This window comes from Pseudomonas sp. LS_2 (assembly GCF_042709235.1).
Classification (GTDB): Bacteria; Pseudomonadota; Gammaproteobacteria; order Pseudomonadales; family Pseudomonadaceae; genus Aquipseudomonas.
In genome coordinates, this window is record NZ_JAVAYC010000028.1 from 48,638 (window position 1) to 64,416 (window position 15,779).

Genomic DNA, 15,779 nt, shown 5'->3' on the forward strand with positions numbered 1-15,779 from the left:
AGGAGCGGGCTTGTCGGGGCGCCGAACCGCCGCGAATGGGGCGCTACCGATGTTGACTCAGGTTCGGAACCTGCGCACCAGCGCATCCAGCTCGTTGGACAATCCCGCCAGGCTCTCGGAGTCCTGACGCGCTGCCTGGGCCAGTTCGGCCACCAACTGCGCATCGCCATGAATCTGGCTGATATGCCGGTTGATGTCCTCGGCCACCTGGTGCTGCTCCTCGGCGGCGGTGGCGATCTGGGTATTCATGTCGCGAATCACATCCACCGACTCGCGAATCTGCCCGAAGCTGTCACGCGCCAGGCCAATGCGGCTGACCGACTGTTGCGACACCTCGAGGCTGGCATGCATCTGCTCGGCCACCTGCGAAGTGCGGCTGGCCAGGTTGCCCAGCAGGCCGTCGATTTCGGCAGTGGAGTCGGCGGTACGTTTGGCCAAGGCTCGCACCTCATCGGCCACCACGGCGAAACCACGGCCTTGCTCGCCGGCGCGCGCAGCTTCGATGGCAGCGTTGAGCGCCAGCAGGTTGGTCTGCTCGGCGATCGAACGGATGGTGCCGAGGATCGACTGGATGGCGGTGCTGTCGCGCTCCAGCTGCTGGATCGACAAGGCCGATTGCTCGATCTCCTGGCTCAGGCGATCGACGCTCTGCACCGCCGCATCGATCTGCCGCTGACCATCGCGGGCCTGTTGCTGCCCGCTGTCGGCCGACTGCGCGGCCTGGCTGCAAGAGCGCGCCACTTCGTTGGCGGTCGCGACCATTTCATGGAAGGCGGTCGACACCATGTCCACCGCCTCGCGCTGGCGCCCGGCCGCCTCGGCCATGTCGCCGGAGACGCGCGTGGAGCTGGCCGAGGTGCTGAGGATCTGCCCGGCGGCACCGCCAATATGCTGGATCAGGCTGCGGATGGCGCCGAGGAACTGGTTGAACCAGTTGGCCAACTGGGCGGTTTCGTCGCGACCGCGCACTTGCAGGTTGCGGGTCAGGTCGCCCTCGCCCTGGGCGATGTCCTCAAGGCCATTGGTGACACTGTTGATCGGCCTCACGATGAGCTTGGCGAAGGCGGCGCCGACCCCAGCGAACACCGCAGCCAGCACCAGGGCGATGCTGCCGATCAGCCAGGTCAGGCGGGTGGTGGTCTGCATCACTTCGTCCTGGCGGATCAGGCCGATGAAGGTCCAGCCCAGGCGTTCGTCCGGGTAGAGGTTGGCCATGTAGCGCTCGCCGTCGAGCTCCACTTCGGCGAGGCCCTTGCCGGCCTTGGCGAGCTCGGCGTAGCCGCCACCGAAGCTTTCCAGCTGCTTGAAGTTGTGGCTGGCATCGCGCGGGTCGACCATCACGTTGCCGTTGTTCTCCATCAGGATCAGGTAGCCGCTTTCACCGATCTTGATCTGCTTGACGATTTCGGTGAGGCCCTTGAGGGAAACGTCGATGTTGACCACGCCGCCGGGGTTGCCGAGCTGGTTGGCCACCGCGCGCACGGTGCTGACCAGCACCGCGTCGTCGCCGGCCCAGTAGTAGGGCGCGGTGCGCAGGGTCTTGCCAGGGTTGGCCATGGCCAGTTGGTACCACGGACGGGTGCGCGGGTCGTAGTTGGCCATCTTCGGGTCGCCTGGCCAGAAGGCGTAGCCGCCGTCGCTCACGCCGTAGGACACGTAGGCGTAGTCTGGGTGGCTTTGGGCCAGGCGAGTGAACAGGTCACCGAGTGCCTTGTCCTGGGGGCCAGGCTGGATTTGCGCGGCATCAGCGGACAGGTGTTTCTTCACATCGCTGCCGGTGGCTGCCACCAGTGGCTGGCTGGCCAGGTAGTCGACGTTCTGCGAGATGCCCTGGAAGAACAGGTTCATCGCGTTGCCCACTTGGCGGATTTCCCGGCTGCTGCCGTCCAGGAAGTCCTCGCGGGCCTCACTGCGCAGGTTCAGCACTACCAGCGTAGCCACGAGGATGATGGGCAGGCCGGCGATGATGGCGAAGGCCCAGGTCAGTTTTTGCTTGATGTTCATCCACGCTCCCGGATTGTTCTTGTGCGCTTGGCTGGTTGGTATACCAAGCTATCGGCAGGCGAGAAGGTTTATTGAGTGAACAGTGCGCTATCGGATGAATGTCATGTGCGAGGTTTCAATGGCAGCACTCGCCGCCGTTGGCCAGACCCTTGAGGATCGGGCAGTCTGGCCGATCGTCGCCGTGGCAGTGGGCGACCAGGTCGCCCAGGGTGTCGCGCAGGCTTACCAGCTCCTCGATGCGCTTGTTCAGCTCATCGATATGCTGCATCGCCAGTGCTTTCACATCGGCGCTGGCACGCCCGCGGTCCTGCCACAGGGTGAGTAGCCTGCCCACCTCGTCCAGGGAAAAGCCCAGGTCGCGCGAGCGCTTGATGAAAGCCAGGCTGTGCAGGTCTTGCTGGCTGTACAGGCGATAGCCGCTGTCGCTGCGGGTCGCGGGCTTGAGCAGGCCGATGGACTCGTAGTAGCGGATCATCTTGGCGCTGAGCCCACTGCGCCGGGCAGCCTGGCCGATATTCATGGAGCCTCCTTGGACGGGATGCCGGTGGGTTTCCAGGTGTTCAACAACAGCGCATTGCTCACCACGCTGACACTGGACAGGGCCATGGCGGCACCGGCCAGCACCGGGTTGAGCAAGCCGAACGCGGCCAGGGGGATGCCGACCAGGTTGTAGATGAATGCCCAGAACAGGTTCTGGCGGATTTTCGCATAGGTCTTGCGGCTGATTTCCAGGGCCGCAGGGACCAGGCGTGGGTCACCGCGCATCAGGGTGATACCGGCGGCCTGCATGGCCACGTCGGTGCCGCCCCCCATGGCGATGCCGATGTCGGCGGCGGCTAGCGCGGGGGCGTCGTTGATACCGTCGCCGACCATCGCCACCACACCATTGCGCTTGAGCGCGGCAATGGTCGCTGCCTTGTCGGCGGGCAGTACCTCGGCGTGCACGTCATCGATGGCCAGGGCCTCGGCCACCACCTTCGCGCTGCCGCGGTTGTCGCCGGTCAACAGGTGGCTGCTTATGCCTTGGCTGTGCAGGGCCGCTATGGCGGAACCCGCGCCGGGCTTGAGGCTGTCGCCAAAGGCGAACAGGCCCAGGACCCGTACCTGCGGGGCGCGCTCGACCAGCCACGACAAGGTACGGCCCTCGGCTTCCCAGGCGTGCGCTTGTTCGGCCAGGTCACCCGGCCGTAGCCCGCTTTCGTCGAGCAGACGACGGTTCCCCAGGGCCAGTTCGCGGCCCTCGGCCGTGCCTGCAATGCCACGGCCGGTCAGCGACCGGCTGGCGCTCAGTGCAGGAATGGCCAGTCTTTGCTGGGTGGCGGCATCCAGCACGGCCTTGGCCAGCGGGTGTTCGCTGCCACGTTGCAGGGCTGCGGCCAGGCGCAGCAGGTCGTGTGGCGTGCCGCTCGCTGCCTGGCTGTGGACGATACGCGGGCTGCCGGAGGTAAGGGTGCCGGTCTTGTCGAACACCACCCGGTTCACCGCATGGGCGCGCTCCAGGGCCTCGGCGTCCTTGATCAAGATACCGTGGCGTGCGGCCACGCCGGTACCCGCCATGATCGCCGCAGGCGTGGCCAGGCCCAGGGCGCATGGGCAGGCGATCACCAGCACGGCAACGGCATTGATGAGTGCGGTTTCCACGGGCGCGCCTGCCAGCCACCAGCCCAGCAGGGTCATCAGCGCCAGTACCAGCACGGCGGGCACGAACACCTGGCTGACTCGGTCCACCAGCTTCTGGATCGGCGCCTTGGCCGCCTGGGCGTCTTCAACCAGGCGGATGATGCGCGCCAGGACGGTTTCGGTACCAAGGGCCTGGGTGCTTACCAGCAGGCGCCCTTCGCCATTGATCGCGCCGCCGGTGACCTTGTCGCCGGGCTGCTTGGGCACCGGCAGGCTTTCGCCGCTGATAAGCGCCTCATCGGCGTGGCTGCTGCCTTCGAGCACCTCGCCGTCCACCGGGAAGCGTTCACCGGGCTTGACCAGCACTCGGTCGCCCAGGCGCAGTTGGCTGATCGCGACATCTTCTTCAAGGCCATCGACCACCCGCAGGGCGCGCTCCGGGCGCAGGGCTTCCAGGGCGCGGATGGCGCTGGCGGTCTGGCGCTTGGCGCGACTTTCCAGGTACTTGCCCAGCAGCACCAGGGCGATGACTACTGCCGAGGCCTCGAAGTACAGGTGCGGGGCCATGTCCGCAGGGGCCTTGGCCCACTCGTAGAGGCTCAGGCCGTAGCCTGCGCTGGTGCCCAGCGCTACCAGCAGGTCCATGTTCCCCGCCCCGGCACGCACGGCTTTCCACGCCGCCTTGTAGAAGCGCGCACCGAGTATGAACTGCACCGGCGTGGCTAGCAGGAACTGTGCCCAGGCCGGCAGCATCCAGTGCAGGCCGAAGGGTTGTACCAGCATTGGCAGCACCAGCGGCAGGGCCAGCAGCAAGGCCGCCGCAACCGCCAGGCGCTCGTTGCGCAGGCGGCGTGTGCTGTCGGACTGTTCGTCGTGAGGCGTACGGGGAAGAGTTGCGCTATAGCCGGCCTTTTCCACGGCGGCGATCAGCGAGTCATCGGTGACGTTCTCCAGCACCTGCACATGGGCACGCTCGCTGGCCAGGTTGACGGTCACCTGCTCGACACCTGGCAGCTTGCCCAGTGCCCGCTCGACCCGGCCAGCACAGCTGGCGCAGGTCATGCCGCCCACCTGCAGTTCGAGGCTGCGGGTAGGCACTGCATAGCCCGCTCGACGCACAGCCTCGACCAGGGCCGCCAGGCTGTCGCCGGGCGCCTGGACACGGGCATGTTCGGTGGCCAGGTTGACGCTGACCTGCTCGGCGCCGGCGACCTTGCCCAAGGCGCGTTCGACACGAGCGGCGCAGCTGGCGCAGGTCATGCCGGAAATGGGCAGGTTGAAGAGGGTGGCTGCGGACATGGCTCTGCTCCTTGGGTCAGGCCTGCAGCTTCAACCTTGCCATGTGGGCAAGGTCAATAGCCCAAATCGGACCGTTGCAATTGCAGGCCTTGCTGGCTCAAGGCAATTCGATACTTGCTGATTTGCCCGGCTTGTAGCGTGAGACGCGTATTGCGTTGGTTCTCGATGCCGTTGGCGCAACCCGGCACCTGCCCCGGCAGCAGGCGCAGGCGAACATCCACCGGGCCTGGCGGTAGGTTGAACGAGGTGGATTGCTCCTGGAACAGCCGAGCGGAAAGCTGGTCGTTAAGGTAGATGCCGATTTCACACGTAGTCGCCACTTCCAGGCGCTCGCGGGAAATAATCAGCACGCTGAAGTCCGAGTTGCCCTCGGCGCTGGCTGGCGGCACTGCCAGTGCACCCAGCAGCCCGACGAGGCCCAATGCTGCCCTGACCATGAAACTTCTCCTGCTTGAAAATCTTCAGACTCGCAGCTTGGCCGAGCGGCGAGCGGATTTCCAGCCCGGCCGTTCAACGCAGAACTTGACCTTGACCTGATGGCAAGCTTGAAACTCTCGGCAAATCACTGGAGGAGGGTGTTCCATGCAAGTGTTCAACGTTCAAGGCATGACCTGCGGCCACTGCGTGAAGGCCGTAACCCGCGCGATACAGGAGCAGGATACGGCGGCGCGAGTGGAGGTGGACCTGGCCGCAGGAAAGGTACGAGTGGAGAGCACTCTGGAGGCCGAGCGACTGCTGACGACGATCCGTGAGGAGGGTTACCAGGCCGAAGTGGCTTGAATGCACTGACCCATTCGAACCCAGGGCCTCGCTGCAGCAGTGATGAGGCCCTGAATTTATTACAAAGCTTTTCATCTAGCAGCGTCCGGGTGCAGGTAGACTAGCGTATTGCTTAGCCTGCTATGGATTTCCGATGAACCTGCGAACCCTGTTGATTCTCGGCGCGCTTTCGGCCTTCGCGCCGTTGGCGATCGACTTTTATCTTCCTGCCTTCCCGGCGATGGCGCATGCCTTCGCCACCGATGAAAAACATATCCAGACCACCCTGGCGGCGTACTTCCTCGGCCTGTCCATAGGCCAATTGGCCTATGGCCCGGTGGCGGACCGCTTCGGTCGACGCAAACCGCTGATGTTTGGTGTGGCGCTGTTCACCCTGGCATCGCTGGCCTGCGCCTACGCACCAAGCCTCGATGCGCTGGTGCTGGCGCGCTTCGTCCAGGCCCTGGGCGGCTGCGCGGGCATGGTCCTGTCGCGGGCGATCGTCAGTGACAAATGCGATGCGGTGGCCTCGGCCAAGGTGTTCTCGCAACTGATGCTGGTGATGGGCCTGGCGCCCATTCTTGCACCCATGCTCGGCGGCGTGCTGGTGAATGTGACCGGCTGGCAGTCGATCTTCCTGGCCTTGAGCCTGTTCAGCGCCGCCTGCCTGGTGGCGGTCCTGCTGGGCCTGCCGGAAAGCCTGCCGGCGAATATCCCGCGCCAGCCTTTGTCGGGCGCCTTGCGCCAATACCTGAACCTGCTGGGCGACCGCGTGTTCATCGGCCATGCGCTGACCGGCGGCATCGCCATCGCGGGCATGTTCGCCTACATCGCCGGCTCGCCGTTCGTCTTCATCAAGCTCTATGGGGTGCCGGCGGAGCACTATGGCTGGCTGTTCGGAACCAACGCCGCAGGGTTCATCCTGGTCGCCCAACTCAATGCACGGCTGCTGACCCGCTTCGGCCCGGCTGTGCTGCTGTCGCGCGCGGTGTGGTTGTACCTGGTGGCGGGGCTGGTTCTGCTGGTGGTGGCGCTGACGCGCCCTGTGCAGCTGTGGCCGCTGCTGGTGCCGTTGTTCGTGTGCATCGCCAGCCTGGGCTGCATCCTGCCCAATGCCTCGGCCTGCGCCATGAGTGGCCAGGGTAGCCGTGCGGGCAGCGCCTCGGCATTGATGGGTTGCCTGCAATTTAGCGTGGCGGCGGGTGCTGCGGCGCTGGTGGGGGTACTGCACGACGGCAGCGCGGTGCCCATGACCCTGGTGCTCAGCCTGTGCGGGGTGCTAGTGGTCAGTGCCGCGATGTTGACCCGACGCCTGTCGTCCAGACGTCTTGCCTGAGGACGTGGGGGGCGTTCAGGCGGGTTTCCAGGACCGCTACGAACGCCCGTGCCTCGGCTTCGCTGCGAAAGCTCACCACGTGTTGGTCGAGCTGGACCTGCCAGGGGCAGTTGGGGTGACGCTTCGACGTGCTGACGACGATCTTCATCGCGAACAACCTCCAGTGGGCGAGCGCTGAACCAGTGTAGCGCTGCCCCCGGTTCACGCCATCGGCTGCCCCCTGCGTCCTGACTGACGGTCATCCTCCAAGCATCTCTGCGTGATACGAACCTTCGCTTTTCCTTGCGCTACATGGCGAAACGCTGTGTCGGCATTGTTCCTGTTCCTGCTGGGCCGAGCCCGCCCATGAGCGTGCTGGAAGCTTTTAATGGCGGGCGTTTCACTGGGAAATACCCCCTATCTCCGTTTCCGCAACTGCTCCACAAGGGGCGGCAACCCTCGCCCCCAATGGTCTGGGGAGGGCAGGGCGCGTGGGTTTCAGCGGCTTATACTGCCCCCGGCGACCATTGATGATGGGGCAGCTTTATCCAGGCAAGATGCGCCTGTGTGCGGTGCCATGGGTGGCCAACCGGGAACGAGACTGACTTTGCAGAGAGATGAAGGAACATGAAAGCAGCCAACAGCATCAGCCAGATCGCCGGCCTCATGGCCGACCCCAAACGAAGCGCCATGCTCTGGGCGTTGATCGACGGAACGGCCCGCCCGGCCGACGAAATTGCGGTCATCACCGGCGTTACCTCTTCGTCTGCCTGTGCGCACCTGTCGTTGCTCTCGGCTGCTGGCTTGCTCAGGCTCGAGGCGCGTGGGCGCAAGCGCTATTTTCGACTGGCGACACCTGAAGTAGGCGCTGCGGTCGAGGCGTTGGCCAGCGTGCAGTTGGGTTCGCAATTCGGGTCAGCCGTGGGGGCCAAGCCGTTGCAGGTGCCTCTGTCGATGCGTCGGGCACGGCGTTGCGGTGACCACCTGGGCGGCGAGCTTGCGGTCGACCTCTATCATCGACTGGTCGCGGCCGGTTGGCTCGAGGGGGATGAGGCGAGCCCCTCGGTGAGCAGGGAGGGGAGGCAGGCGCTGAGTGCCCTGGGCGTGTACATCGACGCATTGGCGCCAAGCCGCAAGAGCGGCTGCGTGGTGTGCCATTGCAATGAATGGAGCGACCAGGGGCCGCACATGGGCGGGCCGCTCGGGCAGGCGCTGCTCAAGCTCTTTCTGCAATCGGGTTGGATTCGCGAGCAGGAAGGCTGCCGGGCGTTGCAGATATCCGCGCTGGGTATTCAGAGCATCAATCGCATTGCCCGGGTGCCGGCGTTGCAGGTGGGTTAGCCGGTGACCAGTCGGGCGTCCAGGCTGTTCTGAGCCAAACGCTTGGCCTGCGCCTCGGTCATCCCCAGGTGGGTGTGCAAGGCATGGAAGTTCTCGGTGACATAGCCACCGAAGTAGGCTGGGTCGTCGGAGTTGACCGTGACCTTCACGCCGCGCTCGAGCATGTCGAGGATGTTGTGCTGGCCCATGTGCTCGTACACGCAAAGCTTGATGTTTGACAGCGGGCAGACCGTGAGCGGAATTTGCTCGTCAATGATGCGCTGCATCAGTCGCTCATCCTCGATAGCCCGCACGCCGTGGTCGATACGCTGGACCTTCAGCAGGTCCAAAGCTTCCCAGATGTACTCGGGTGGGCCTTCCTCGCCGGCGTGGGCAACGGTCAGGAAACCCTCGCTGCGGGCCCGGTCGAATACCCGCTGGAACTTGCTGGGTGGATGCCCTTGCTCGGAGCTGTCCAGGCCGACGGCTATGAAGGTATCGCGATACGGCAGGGCCAGGTCGAGGGTCTGCTGCGCCGCATCCTCGCTCAGGTGGCGCAGGAAGCTGAGGATCAGACCGCTGCTGATCCCCAGCTGCTGACGGCCATCCTTGAGCGCCTGATCGATACCGGCGAGCACCACTTCGAAGGGAATGCCTCGGTCGGTATGGGTTTGCGGGTCGAAGAACGGCTCGGTGTGGATCACGTTCTGCGCCTTGCAGCGTTGCAGGTAGGCCCAGGTCAGGTCGTAGAAGTCCTGCTCAGTACGCAGGACGCCAGCGCCTTGGTAGTAGAGGTCGAGGAATTCCTGCAGGTTGCTGAAGGCATAGGCAGCGCGCAGGGCTTCTACGTCGGCCCATGGCAGGGTGACCTTGTTGCGCTCGGCCAGGGCGAACAGCAACTCGGGCTCCAGCGAGCCTTCCAGGTGCATGTGCAGTTCGGCTTTGGGCAAGGCATTGAGCCAGTCATACATGGTGTGCGATCTCGAATCAGGTACGGTTGCCGGCATTCTACAGGGCCAGGCCGGGCATTGCGCCCGTCCTGGCCCTATTGCATGACCCGGTGGCCCTTGAGCCATGTGTTGCCGCACGTGCTACCAGGTCAGGGAGTCGCCCTTGTAGTTGATATAGCGCAGACCGCCCTGGCCGCTTTGAGCCTTGATCTGCTCGAGCATGCCGCGAGTGCTGGTGAGCACGTCGATGTCGGCGTTTTCGCCGCCCATGTCGGTCCTCACCCAGCCAGGGTGCATGGCCAGGACGCAGAGGCTCGGGCGCTGCAGCTCGACCACGAAGGAATTGATCATCGAGTTCAGGGCAGCCTTGCTGGCCTTGTACAGGCAGACGTCGTTGCCATCCGGAATCGCCACGCTGCCCAGGATGGAGCTCATGAATGCCAGCACGCCGGTGCCTTCGCGGATCTGGCCGACCAAGCGACGAGCCACACGGATCGGTGCCACGGCGTTGGTCATGAACAAGTCGCCGATGTCCTTGGTCTGGACCGCCTCCAGGTCTTGGGGCAGGGGGCCCATCACGCCGGCATTGACGAACACCAGGTCCAGTACTTCGCCATGCAGGCGCTGCTTGAGGGTATCGAGCTGAGCGGTGTCGTTGATTTCCAGTGCCTCGACACGCACGCCAGGTATATCGCCAAGTGCGCCGGGTTTGGCAGCGTCGCGGACCGTCGCGATGACTTTCCAGCCGTCCTCGTGCAGGCGCTGCACCAGGCCCAGGCCCAAGCCACGGGAGGCACCGATAATCAGTGCGGTTCTAGGTGTGGACATGGTGGGCGCTCCTGGGTCGTTGATGGATGGGTATTGAGCATACTCCACGCAGGGGGGAGTCGCCGGGATTGAGTTGAACAAAAAATAACCAGGCGCGCCGGGCCTAGGCCATTGCAGTGCCTGACCCATCAGCTAACGGGTTATCCACAGGCTGCTCCACAGCTATTGTGGGCAACCTGGTCGTCATCGAAAGGTCACGGGGCTTCTGCACTGGGGGATAACTGACCTTAAGTCAGTGCGTTGCGACTGTCATCAAACCTTGATCAAAATATGCTCAACCTGACGCAGCCCTCGCGCAACAAGGCCTGCAATAGAATGCCCCAAGCTTATCCACAGGCGCACCCACAGTAGTTGTGAGCAAACTTCAGGCGTGTTCCAAGCGAATTCGGCCGCGGCTGAGGTCTGCCAGCTGACGTTGCAGTGCGTCCAGATGCATTTCCCCCAGCGCTACGCGCAGGTCTACGCCATTGGCAGTGAATTGCTCCTCCAGCACCAGGCCCTCTATCTCGGCCAGGCGCAGCTTGAGCAATGCCAGTTCGCTGAACGTACAGCTGCAGGTGAATTCGCTGCGCTGTACCAGCAAGCGTTTCTGCGCTTGTTGCAGGCATTTGTTCGCACCGCCGCCATAGGCGCGGGCAAGGCCGCCGGTGCCCAGTTGTACGCCGCCGTACCAGCGAATCACCAATACCACGACCTGGTCGCAGTCCTGCGCCTCGATGGCGGCGAGAATCGGCCGACCGGCAGTTCCACCGGGTTCGCCGTCATCGCTGCTGCGGTACTGCGCGCCCAGCTTCCAAGCCCAGCAATTATGGGTGGCAGCCGGGTCGCTGTGGCGTTCTATGAAGCCCATCGCCTCCGCGGCGCTACCAATAGGGCCGGCGAGGGTGATGAAGCGGCTCTTGCGGATCTCCTCGCGAAATTCGCAAAGTTCGAGCAGGGTAGAAGGCATAGGGGGTACGTCAGGCGGGCACAGCGATGCCGCAGCCTTTGAGGATGATGTGGATAAGGTTGTCGCTGGCTTCTTCCATGTCCTGCTTGGTCAGGCGGCTGCGTCCGGTGACCTGGCAGATCTGCGTGGCGAAATCGGCATAGTGCTGGGTGCTGCCCCACAGCAGGAAGATCAGGTGCACCGGGTCGACCGGGTCCATCTTGCCGGCGTCGATCCAAGCCTGGAATACCGCCGCGCGCCCGCGGAACCATTCGCGATAGTCGGCGCTGAAGTATTCGCTCAGGCATTGCCCACCGCTGATCACTTCCATGGCGAAGATCCGCGAGGCCTGCGGGTTGCGCCGAGAGAACTCCATCTTGGTGCGGATGTACTGGCTCAGGGCTTGGGCAGGGTCGTCGTCGACGCTCAGGGCGTTGAAGGTGCTGTCCCACAACTCGATGATGTTGCTCAGTACGGCGATGTAGAGGCCGAGCTTGTTGGTGAAGTAGTAATGCAGGTTGGCCTTGGGCAAGTCTGCCTTCAGCGCGATGGTGTTCATGCTGGTGCCCTTGAAACCGTGGCGGGCGAACTCGTCTTCGGCGGCCTGGATGATGGCCTGTTCGTTCTTCTGGCGAATACGGCCAGCGGGCTTGCCCGAGGCGGAAAGGCGATGCGCAGGGACTTCAAGGGTCATGGACGTTTCCGTACAGGTCTGTGGCAACGGGGAACAGATTACCTGCCCGTGCTGAAGTGACAAAGCATTAGCGTGTTGCCGCCAGGCTTTCCAGGAAGCTCTCCAGCACCAGGTTGGGCCGACGCCCCTTGCGTGTCACCCAGCTCAGGCTCAGGTCATAGAAGCGCTGGGCCGGCTTGAGCGCACGCAGGCGGCCTTGTTGCACCCAGAACATGGCGTAGTGATCGGGCAGGTAGCCGATGTAACGTCCGGTAAGAATAAGGAAGGCCATGCCTTCGCGATCCGACGCGCTGGCAGTGCAATGCAGGGCCTGGTAGTGCGCCTGGATGTCGGCCGGCAGGCGGAAGGTCGGGGCGATGGCGTCCTGGCTGTTCAGGCGCTGGTCATCGAGCTGCTGGTCGTCGGCATAGAACAGAGGGTGGCCTACCGCGCAGTAGAGCAATGAGCGCTCGCTGTACAAGGGTTGGTACTCAAGGCCAGACAGCGGGCTGGTCTGCGGCACCACGCCCACGTGCAGGCTGCCGTCGAGCACCCCTTGCTCGACCTGGCTGGGAGCGATCATACGGATCTGGATACGCACATCCGGGCCGCGATCCTTGAGCTCTGCCAGGGCGTGGGTGATGCGCATGTGCGGCAGGGTCACCAGGTTGTCGGTGAGGCCGATGTTCAGCTCTCCGCGCAGGTGTTGGTGCAGGCCGTTGACCTCGGTGCGGAAGGTCTCGATGGCACTGAGCAACTGCAACGCCGAGTGGTAGACCTCACGCCCCTCCTCGGTCAGCGAAAAACCCGCGCGTCCGCGTTGACACAGGCGCAGCCCAAGGCGCTGCTCCAGGTCGTTCATCTGCTGGCTGATGGCCGAGCGGCCTATACCCAGCACGTTCTCTGCTGCCGAAAAGCCGCCGCACTCGACTACGCTGCGGTAGATCTTCAGTAGGCGGATGTCGAAATCACTGACTTGGGCGAGGGGGTCGGGGCGTCGGCTCATCTGTTTAGTCTGCTACTACCTGAAGATTAGAAATGTTGGCTTTTTCAGACTTTATCCCCGTGACAACGTAGTCGCAATCACTCACAACGTTGCCCAATCATCTCGCGAGGAACCGCCGATGAACCTGCCCGAAAACGCCCCGACCGGCGTGGCCAGCCAGCTCAAGCTGGATGCCCATTGGATGCCGTACACCGCCAACCGCAACTTCCAGCGCGACCCGCGGTTGATCGTGGCGGCCGACGGCAACCATCTGGTCGATGACAAGGGCCGCCGGATCTTCGATGCGCTGTCGGGCCTGTGGACCTGCGGCGCGGGCCACACCCGCAAGGAAATCACCGATGCCGTGGCGAAGCAGCTGAGCGTGCTCGACTACTCGCCTGCCTTCCAGTTCGGCCACCCCCTGTCTTTCCAGCTGGCCGAGAAGATCACCGAACTCACCCCTGGTGACCTGAACCATGTGTTCTACACCAACTCCGGCTCCGAGTGCGCCGACACCGCGCTGAAAATGGTACGTGCCTACTGGCGACTGAAAGGCCAGGCCACCAAGACCAAGATCATCGGCCGTGCCCGTGGCTACCATGGCGTGAACATCGCCGGTACCAGCCTGGGTGGCGTCAATGGCAACCGCAAGTTGTTCGGGCAATTGCTGGATGTCGACCATTTGCCGCACACCGTGCTGCCGGTCAACGTGTTCTCCAAGGGCATGCCGGAACAGGGTGGTATCGCCCTGGCCGACGAGCTGCTCAAGCTGATCGAGCTGCATGACGCCTCGAACATCGGTGCCGTGATCGTCGAGCCGTTGGCTGGCTCCGCAGGTGTGTTGCCGCCACCGAAGGGTTACCTCAAGCGCCTGCGCGAGATCTGCACCCAGCACAATATCCTGCTGATATTCGACGAGGTCATCACCGGTTTCGGCCGCATGGGGGCCATGACCGGCGCCGAAGCCTTTGGTGTGACCCCTGACCTGATGTGCATAGCCAAGCAGGTGACCAATGGTGCCATCCCGATGGGCGCCGTCATCGCCAGCAGCGAGATCTACCAGACCTTCATGAACCAGCCTACGCCGGAGTACGCCGTGGAATTCCCTCACGGCTACACCTACTCGGCACACCCAGTGGCCTGCGCTGCGGGTATCGCCGCGCTGGACCTGCTGCAGAAGGAAAAACTGGTGCAATCCGCCGCTGAGCTTGCGCCGCACTTCGAGAGCCTGCTGCATGGCATCCAGGGTACCAAGAACGTCGTCGATATCCGCAACTACGGCCTGGCCGGTGCGATCCAGATCGCCGCGCGCGATGGTGATGCGATCGTTCGCCCCTACGAAGCCGCCATGAAACTCTGGCAGGCAGGCTTCTATGTCCGCTTCGGCGGCGACACCCTGCAGTTCGGCCCAACGTTCAACACGCAGCCGCAGGAGCTGGACCGCTTGTTCGACGCTGTTGGCGAAACCTTGAACAAGGTTGACTGACTTTTCCGATTCTGTCGCCGGGCGCTTCGTGTTCGCGCCCGCCATCACTTTCTCGTATGGAGTTCTGCATGAGCATCGTTCAGCACCTGATCCACGGTGAACTGGTATCCAAGGGCGAGCGCACCGCCGATGTCTACAACCCGTCAACTGGACAGGCCACCCGTAAGGTCGAACTCGCCAGTCGCGCCACCATCCAGCAGGCCATCGATTCGGCCAAGGCTGCCTTCCCGGCATGGCGCAACACCCCTGCGGCCAAACGTGCCCAGGTGATGTTCCGCTTCAAGCAACTGCTGGAGCAGAACGAGGCGAAGATTTCCCAGCTGATCAGCGAAGAGCATGGCAAGACCCTCGAAGACGCTGCCGGTGAACTCAAGCGCGGTATCGAGAACGTGGAGTTCGCCTGTGCAGCGCCTGAACTGCTCAAGGGCGAGTACAGCCGCAACGTCGGCCCGAACATCGATGCCTGGTCGGACTTCCAGCCGCTGGGTGTGGTGGCGGGTATCACGCCATTCAATTTCCCGGCGATGGTGCCGCTGTGGATGTACCCACTGGCGATCGCTTGCGGCAACGCTTTCATTCTCAAACCATCGGAGCGTGACCCGAGCTCGACGCTGTTCATTGCCCAGTTGCTGCACGAAGCTGGCTTGCCCAAGGGCATTCTGAACGTGGTGCACGGCGACAAGGAAGCGGTGGATGCACTGATCGAGGCTCCGGAAGTGAAGGCGCTGAGTTTCGTGGGGTCCACGCCGATCGCCGAGTACATCTATGCCGAAGGCACCAAGCGCGGCAAGCGCGTGCAAGCGCTGGGCGGGGCGAAGAACCACGCGGTGCTGATGCCCGATGCCGACCTGGACAACGCGGTAAGTGCGCTGATGGGCGCGGCCTATGGCTCCTGCGGTGAGCGCTGCATGGCCATTTCGGTGGCGGTGTGCGTGGGTGACCAGGTCGCCGATGCGCTGATCGCCAAGTTGGAGCCGCAGATCAAGGCGCTGAAGATCGGTGCTGGCACCTCCTGTGGCTTGGATATGGGGCCGTTGGTAACGGCAGCGGCGCGCGACAAGGTGGTCGGTTATATCGACGATGGCGTCGCGGCGGGCGCCAAGCTGGTGGTGGATGGTCGCGGCTTGCGCGTGGCGGGTAACGAGGACGGTTACTTCGTGGGGGGCACCCTTTTTGATCGTGTCACTCCCGAAATGCGTATCTATAAAGAAGAAATCTTCGGCCCGGTGCTGTGCGTGGTGCGGGTGAACAGCCTGGAAGCTGCGATGCAGCTCATCAACGACCACGAGTACGGCAACGGTACGTGCATTTTCACCCGCGACGGAGAGGCTGCACGGTTGTTCTGTGATGAGATCGAGGTCGGCATGGTGGGTGTGAACGTGCCGCTGCCGGTGCCTGTCAGCTATCACAGCTTCGGGGGCTGGAAGCGTTCGCTGTTCGGTGACCTGCATGCCTATGGCCCGGATGGTGTGCGCTTCTATACCCGGCGCAAGGCGATTACTCAGCGTTGGCCACAGCGTGCCAGCCATGAAGCGTCGCAGTTCGCGTTCCCTAGCCTTTGAAGCGATAGACATGGAAGGGAGGCCGGCAGGCCTCCCTTTTGTTTTTTATA

At 63.6% G+C, this 15,779-nt stretch carries 15 protein-coding genes and 1 pseudogene; 5 read left to right on the forward strand and 11 right to left on the reverse strand.

Features of this window, described 5'->3' with window-relative positions; all coding sequences use genetic code 11:
* Window positions 1-57 precede the first annotated feature (57 nt).
* The 5 genes and pseudogenes from RAC97_RS20510 to RAC97_RS20530 form a co-directional block, all read right to left on the reverse strand.
* Window positions 58-825 carry a methyl-accepting chemotaxis protein gene (locus RAC97_RS20510; RefSeq protein WP_377748366.1) on the reverse strand — a complete coding sequence of 256 codons (768 nt, stop codon included), beginning with the start codon at window positions 823-825 and terminating at the stop codon, window positions 58-60.
* A 90-nt stretch (window positions 826-915) separates the two neighbouring features.
* A pseudogene (locus RAC97_RS20515) lies at window positions 916-2,004 on the reverse strand (cache domain-containing protein); the annotation flags it as partial.
* A gap of 115 nt (window positions 2,005-2,119) precedes the next feature.
* Window positions 2,120-2,524, reverse strand: a complete 405-nt coding sequence (gene cueR / locus RAC97_RS20520) for a Cu(I)-responsive transcriptional regulator (RefSeq protein WP_375101322.1) — start codon at window positions 2,522-2,524, stop codon at window positions 2,120-2,122.
* Entirely contained in the window at window positions 2,521-4,923 is a 2,403-nt protein-coding gene (locus RAC97_RS20525) for a heavy metal translocating P-type ATPase (protein WP_375101321.1), read from the reverse strand. The genes cueR and RAC97_RS20525 overlap by 4 nt, the downstream gene beginning before the upstream one ends.
* 53 nt (window positions 4,924-4,976) lie before the next feature.
* Window positions 4,977-5,360, reverse strand: coding sequence for a hypothetical protein (locus RAC97_RS20530; RefSeq protein ID WP_375101320.1), 384 nt, complete (start codon window positions 5,358-5,360; stop codon window positions 4,977-4,979).
* 145 nt (window positions 5,361-5,505) lie between these two features.
* Between RAC97_RS20530 and RAC97_RS20535 the strand changes: the two genes are divergently transcribed.
* Both RAC97_RS20535 and RAC97_RS20540 read left to right on the forward strand, forming a co-directional pair.
* Complete coding sequence (locus RAC97_RS20535; RefSeq protein WP_375101319.1) at window positions 5,506-5,703, forward strand: heavy-metal-associated domain-containing protein; 198 nt, start codon at window positions 5,506-5,508, stop codon at window positions 5,701-5,703.
* Between the two features lie 133 nt (window positions 5,704-5,836).
* Window positions 5,837-7,018 (forward strand): multidrug effflux MFS transporter, encoded by a 1,182-nt coding sequence (locus tag RAC97_RS20540; protein ID WP_375101318.1) that lies wholly within the window; start codon window positions 5,837-5,839, stop codon window positions 7,016-7,018.
* Here RAC97_RS20540 and RAC97_RS20545 read toward each other — a convergent pair.
* Complete coding sequence (locus tag RAC97_RS20545) at window positions 6,969-7,166, reverse strand: hypothetical protein (RefSeq protein ID WP_375101317.1); 198 nt, start codon at window positions 7,164-7,166, stop codon at window positions 6,969-6,971. The genes RAC97_RS20540 and RAC97_RS20545 overlap by 50 nt on opposite strands.
* Before the next feature lie 458 nt (window positions 7,167-7,624).
* Between RAC97_RS20545 and RAC97_RS20550 the strand changes: the two genes are divergently transcribed.
* Window positions 7,625-8,338, forward strand: a complete 714-nt coding sequence (locus tag RAC97_RS20550; protein WP_375101316.1) for a transcriptional regulator — start codon at window positions 7,625-7,627, stop codon at window positions 8,336-8,338.
* Here the strand turns inward: RAC97_RS20550 and RAC97_RS20555 are convergent.
* The 5 genes from RAC97_RS20555 to RAC97_RS20575 all read right to left on the reverse strand — a co-directional run bounded on the left by RAC97_RS20555 (window position 8,335) and on the right by RAC97_RS20575 (window position 12,702).
* Window positions 8,335-9,288, reverse strand: a complete 954-nt coding sequence (locus RAC97_RS20555; protein WP_375101315.1) for an adenosine deaminase — start codon at window positions 9,286-9,288, stop codon at window positions 8,335-8,337. The two genes, RAC97_RS20550 and RAC97_RS20555, sit on opposite strands and share 4 nt — an antisense overlap.
* Before the next feature lie 120 nt (window positions 9,289-9,408).
* Window positions 9,409-10,095: an SDR family oxidoreductase gene (locus tag RAC97_RS20560; RefSeq protein WP_375101314.1), complete on the reverse strand. Its 687-nt coding sequence runs from the start codon at window positions 10,093-10,095 to the stop codon at window positions 9,409-9,411.
* A 364-nt stretch (window positions 10,096-10,459) separates the two neighbouring features.
* On the reverse strand, window positions 10,460-11,044 hold the full coding sequence (locus RAC97_RS20565) for an IMPACT family protein (protein ID WP_375101313.1): 585 nt from the start codon (window positions 11,042-11,044) through the stop codon (window positions 10,460-10,462).
* A 10-nt stretch (window positions 11,045-11,054) separates the two neighbouring features.
* Entirely contained in the window at window positions 11,055-11,717 is a 663-nt protein-coding gene (locus tag RAC97_RS20570) for a TetR/AcrR family transcriptional regulator (RefSeq protein WP_375101312.1), read from the reverse strand.
* A gap of 67 nt (window positions 11,718-11,784) precedes the next feature.
* Entirely contained in the window at window positions 11,785-12,702 is a 918-nt protein-coding gene (locus RAC97_RS20575) for a LysR family transcriptional regulator (RefSeq protein WP_375101311.1), read from the reverse strand.
* A gap of 118 nt (window positions 12,703-12,820) precedes the next feature.
* Here RAC97_RS20575 and RAC97_RS20580 point away from each other — a divergent pair, with 118 nt between their 5' ends.
* Together RAC97_RS20580 and RAC97_RS20585 are read left to right on the forward strand one after the other, a co-directional pair.
* Window positions 12,821-14,167 carry an aspartate aminotransferase family protein gene (locus RAC97_RS20580; RefSeq protein WP_375101310.1) on the forward strand — a complete coding sequence of 449 codons (1,347 nt, stop codon included), beginning with the start codon at window positions 12,821-12,823 and terminating at the stop codon, window positions 14,165-14,167.
* 68 nt (window positions 14,168-14,235) lie between these two features.
* The gene (locus tag RAC97_RS20585; RefSeq protein WP_375101309.1) at window positions 14,236-15,729 is read left to right on the forward strand and encodes a CoA-acylating methylmalonate-semialdehyde dehydrogenase; all 1,494 of its coding nucleotides are present in this window, start codon (window positions 14,236-14,238) and stop codon (window positions 15,727-15,729) included.
* The last annotated feature ends 50 nt before the right edge of the window (window positions 15,730-15,779 follow it).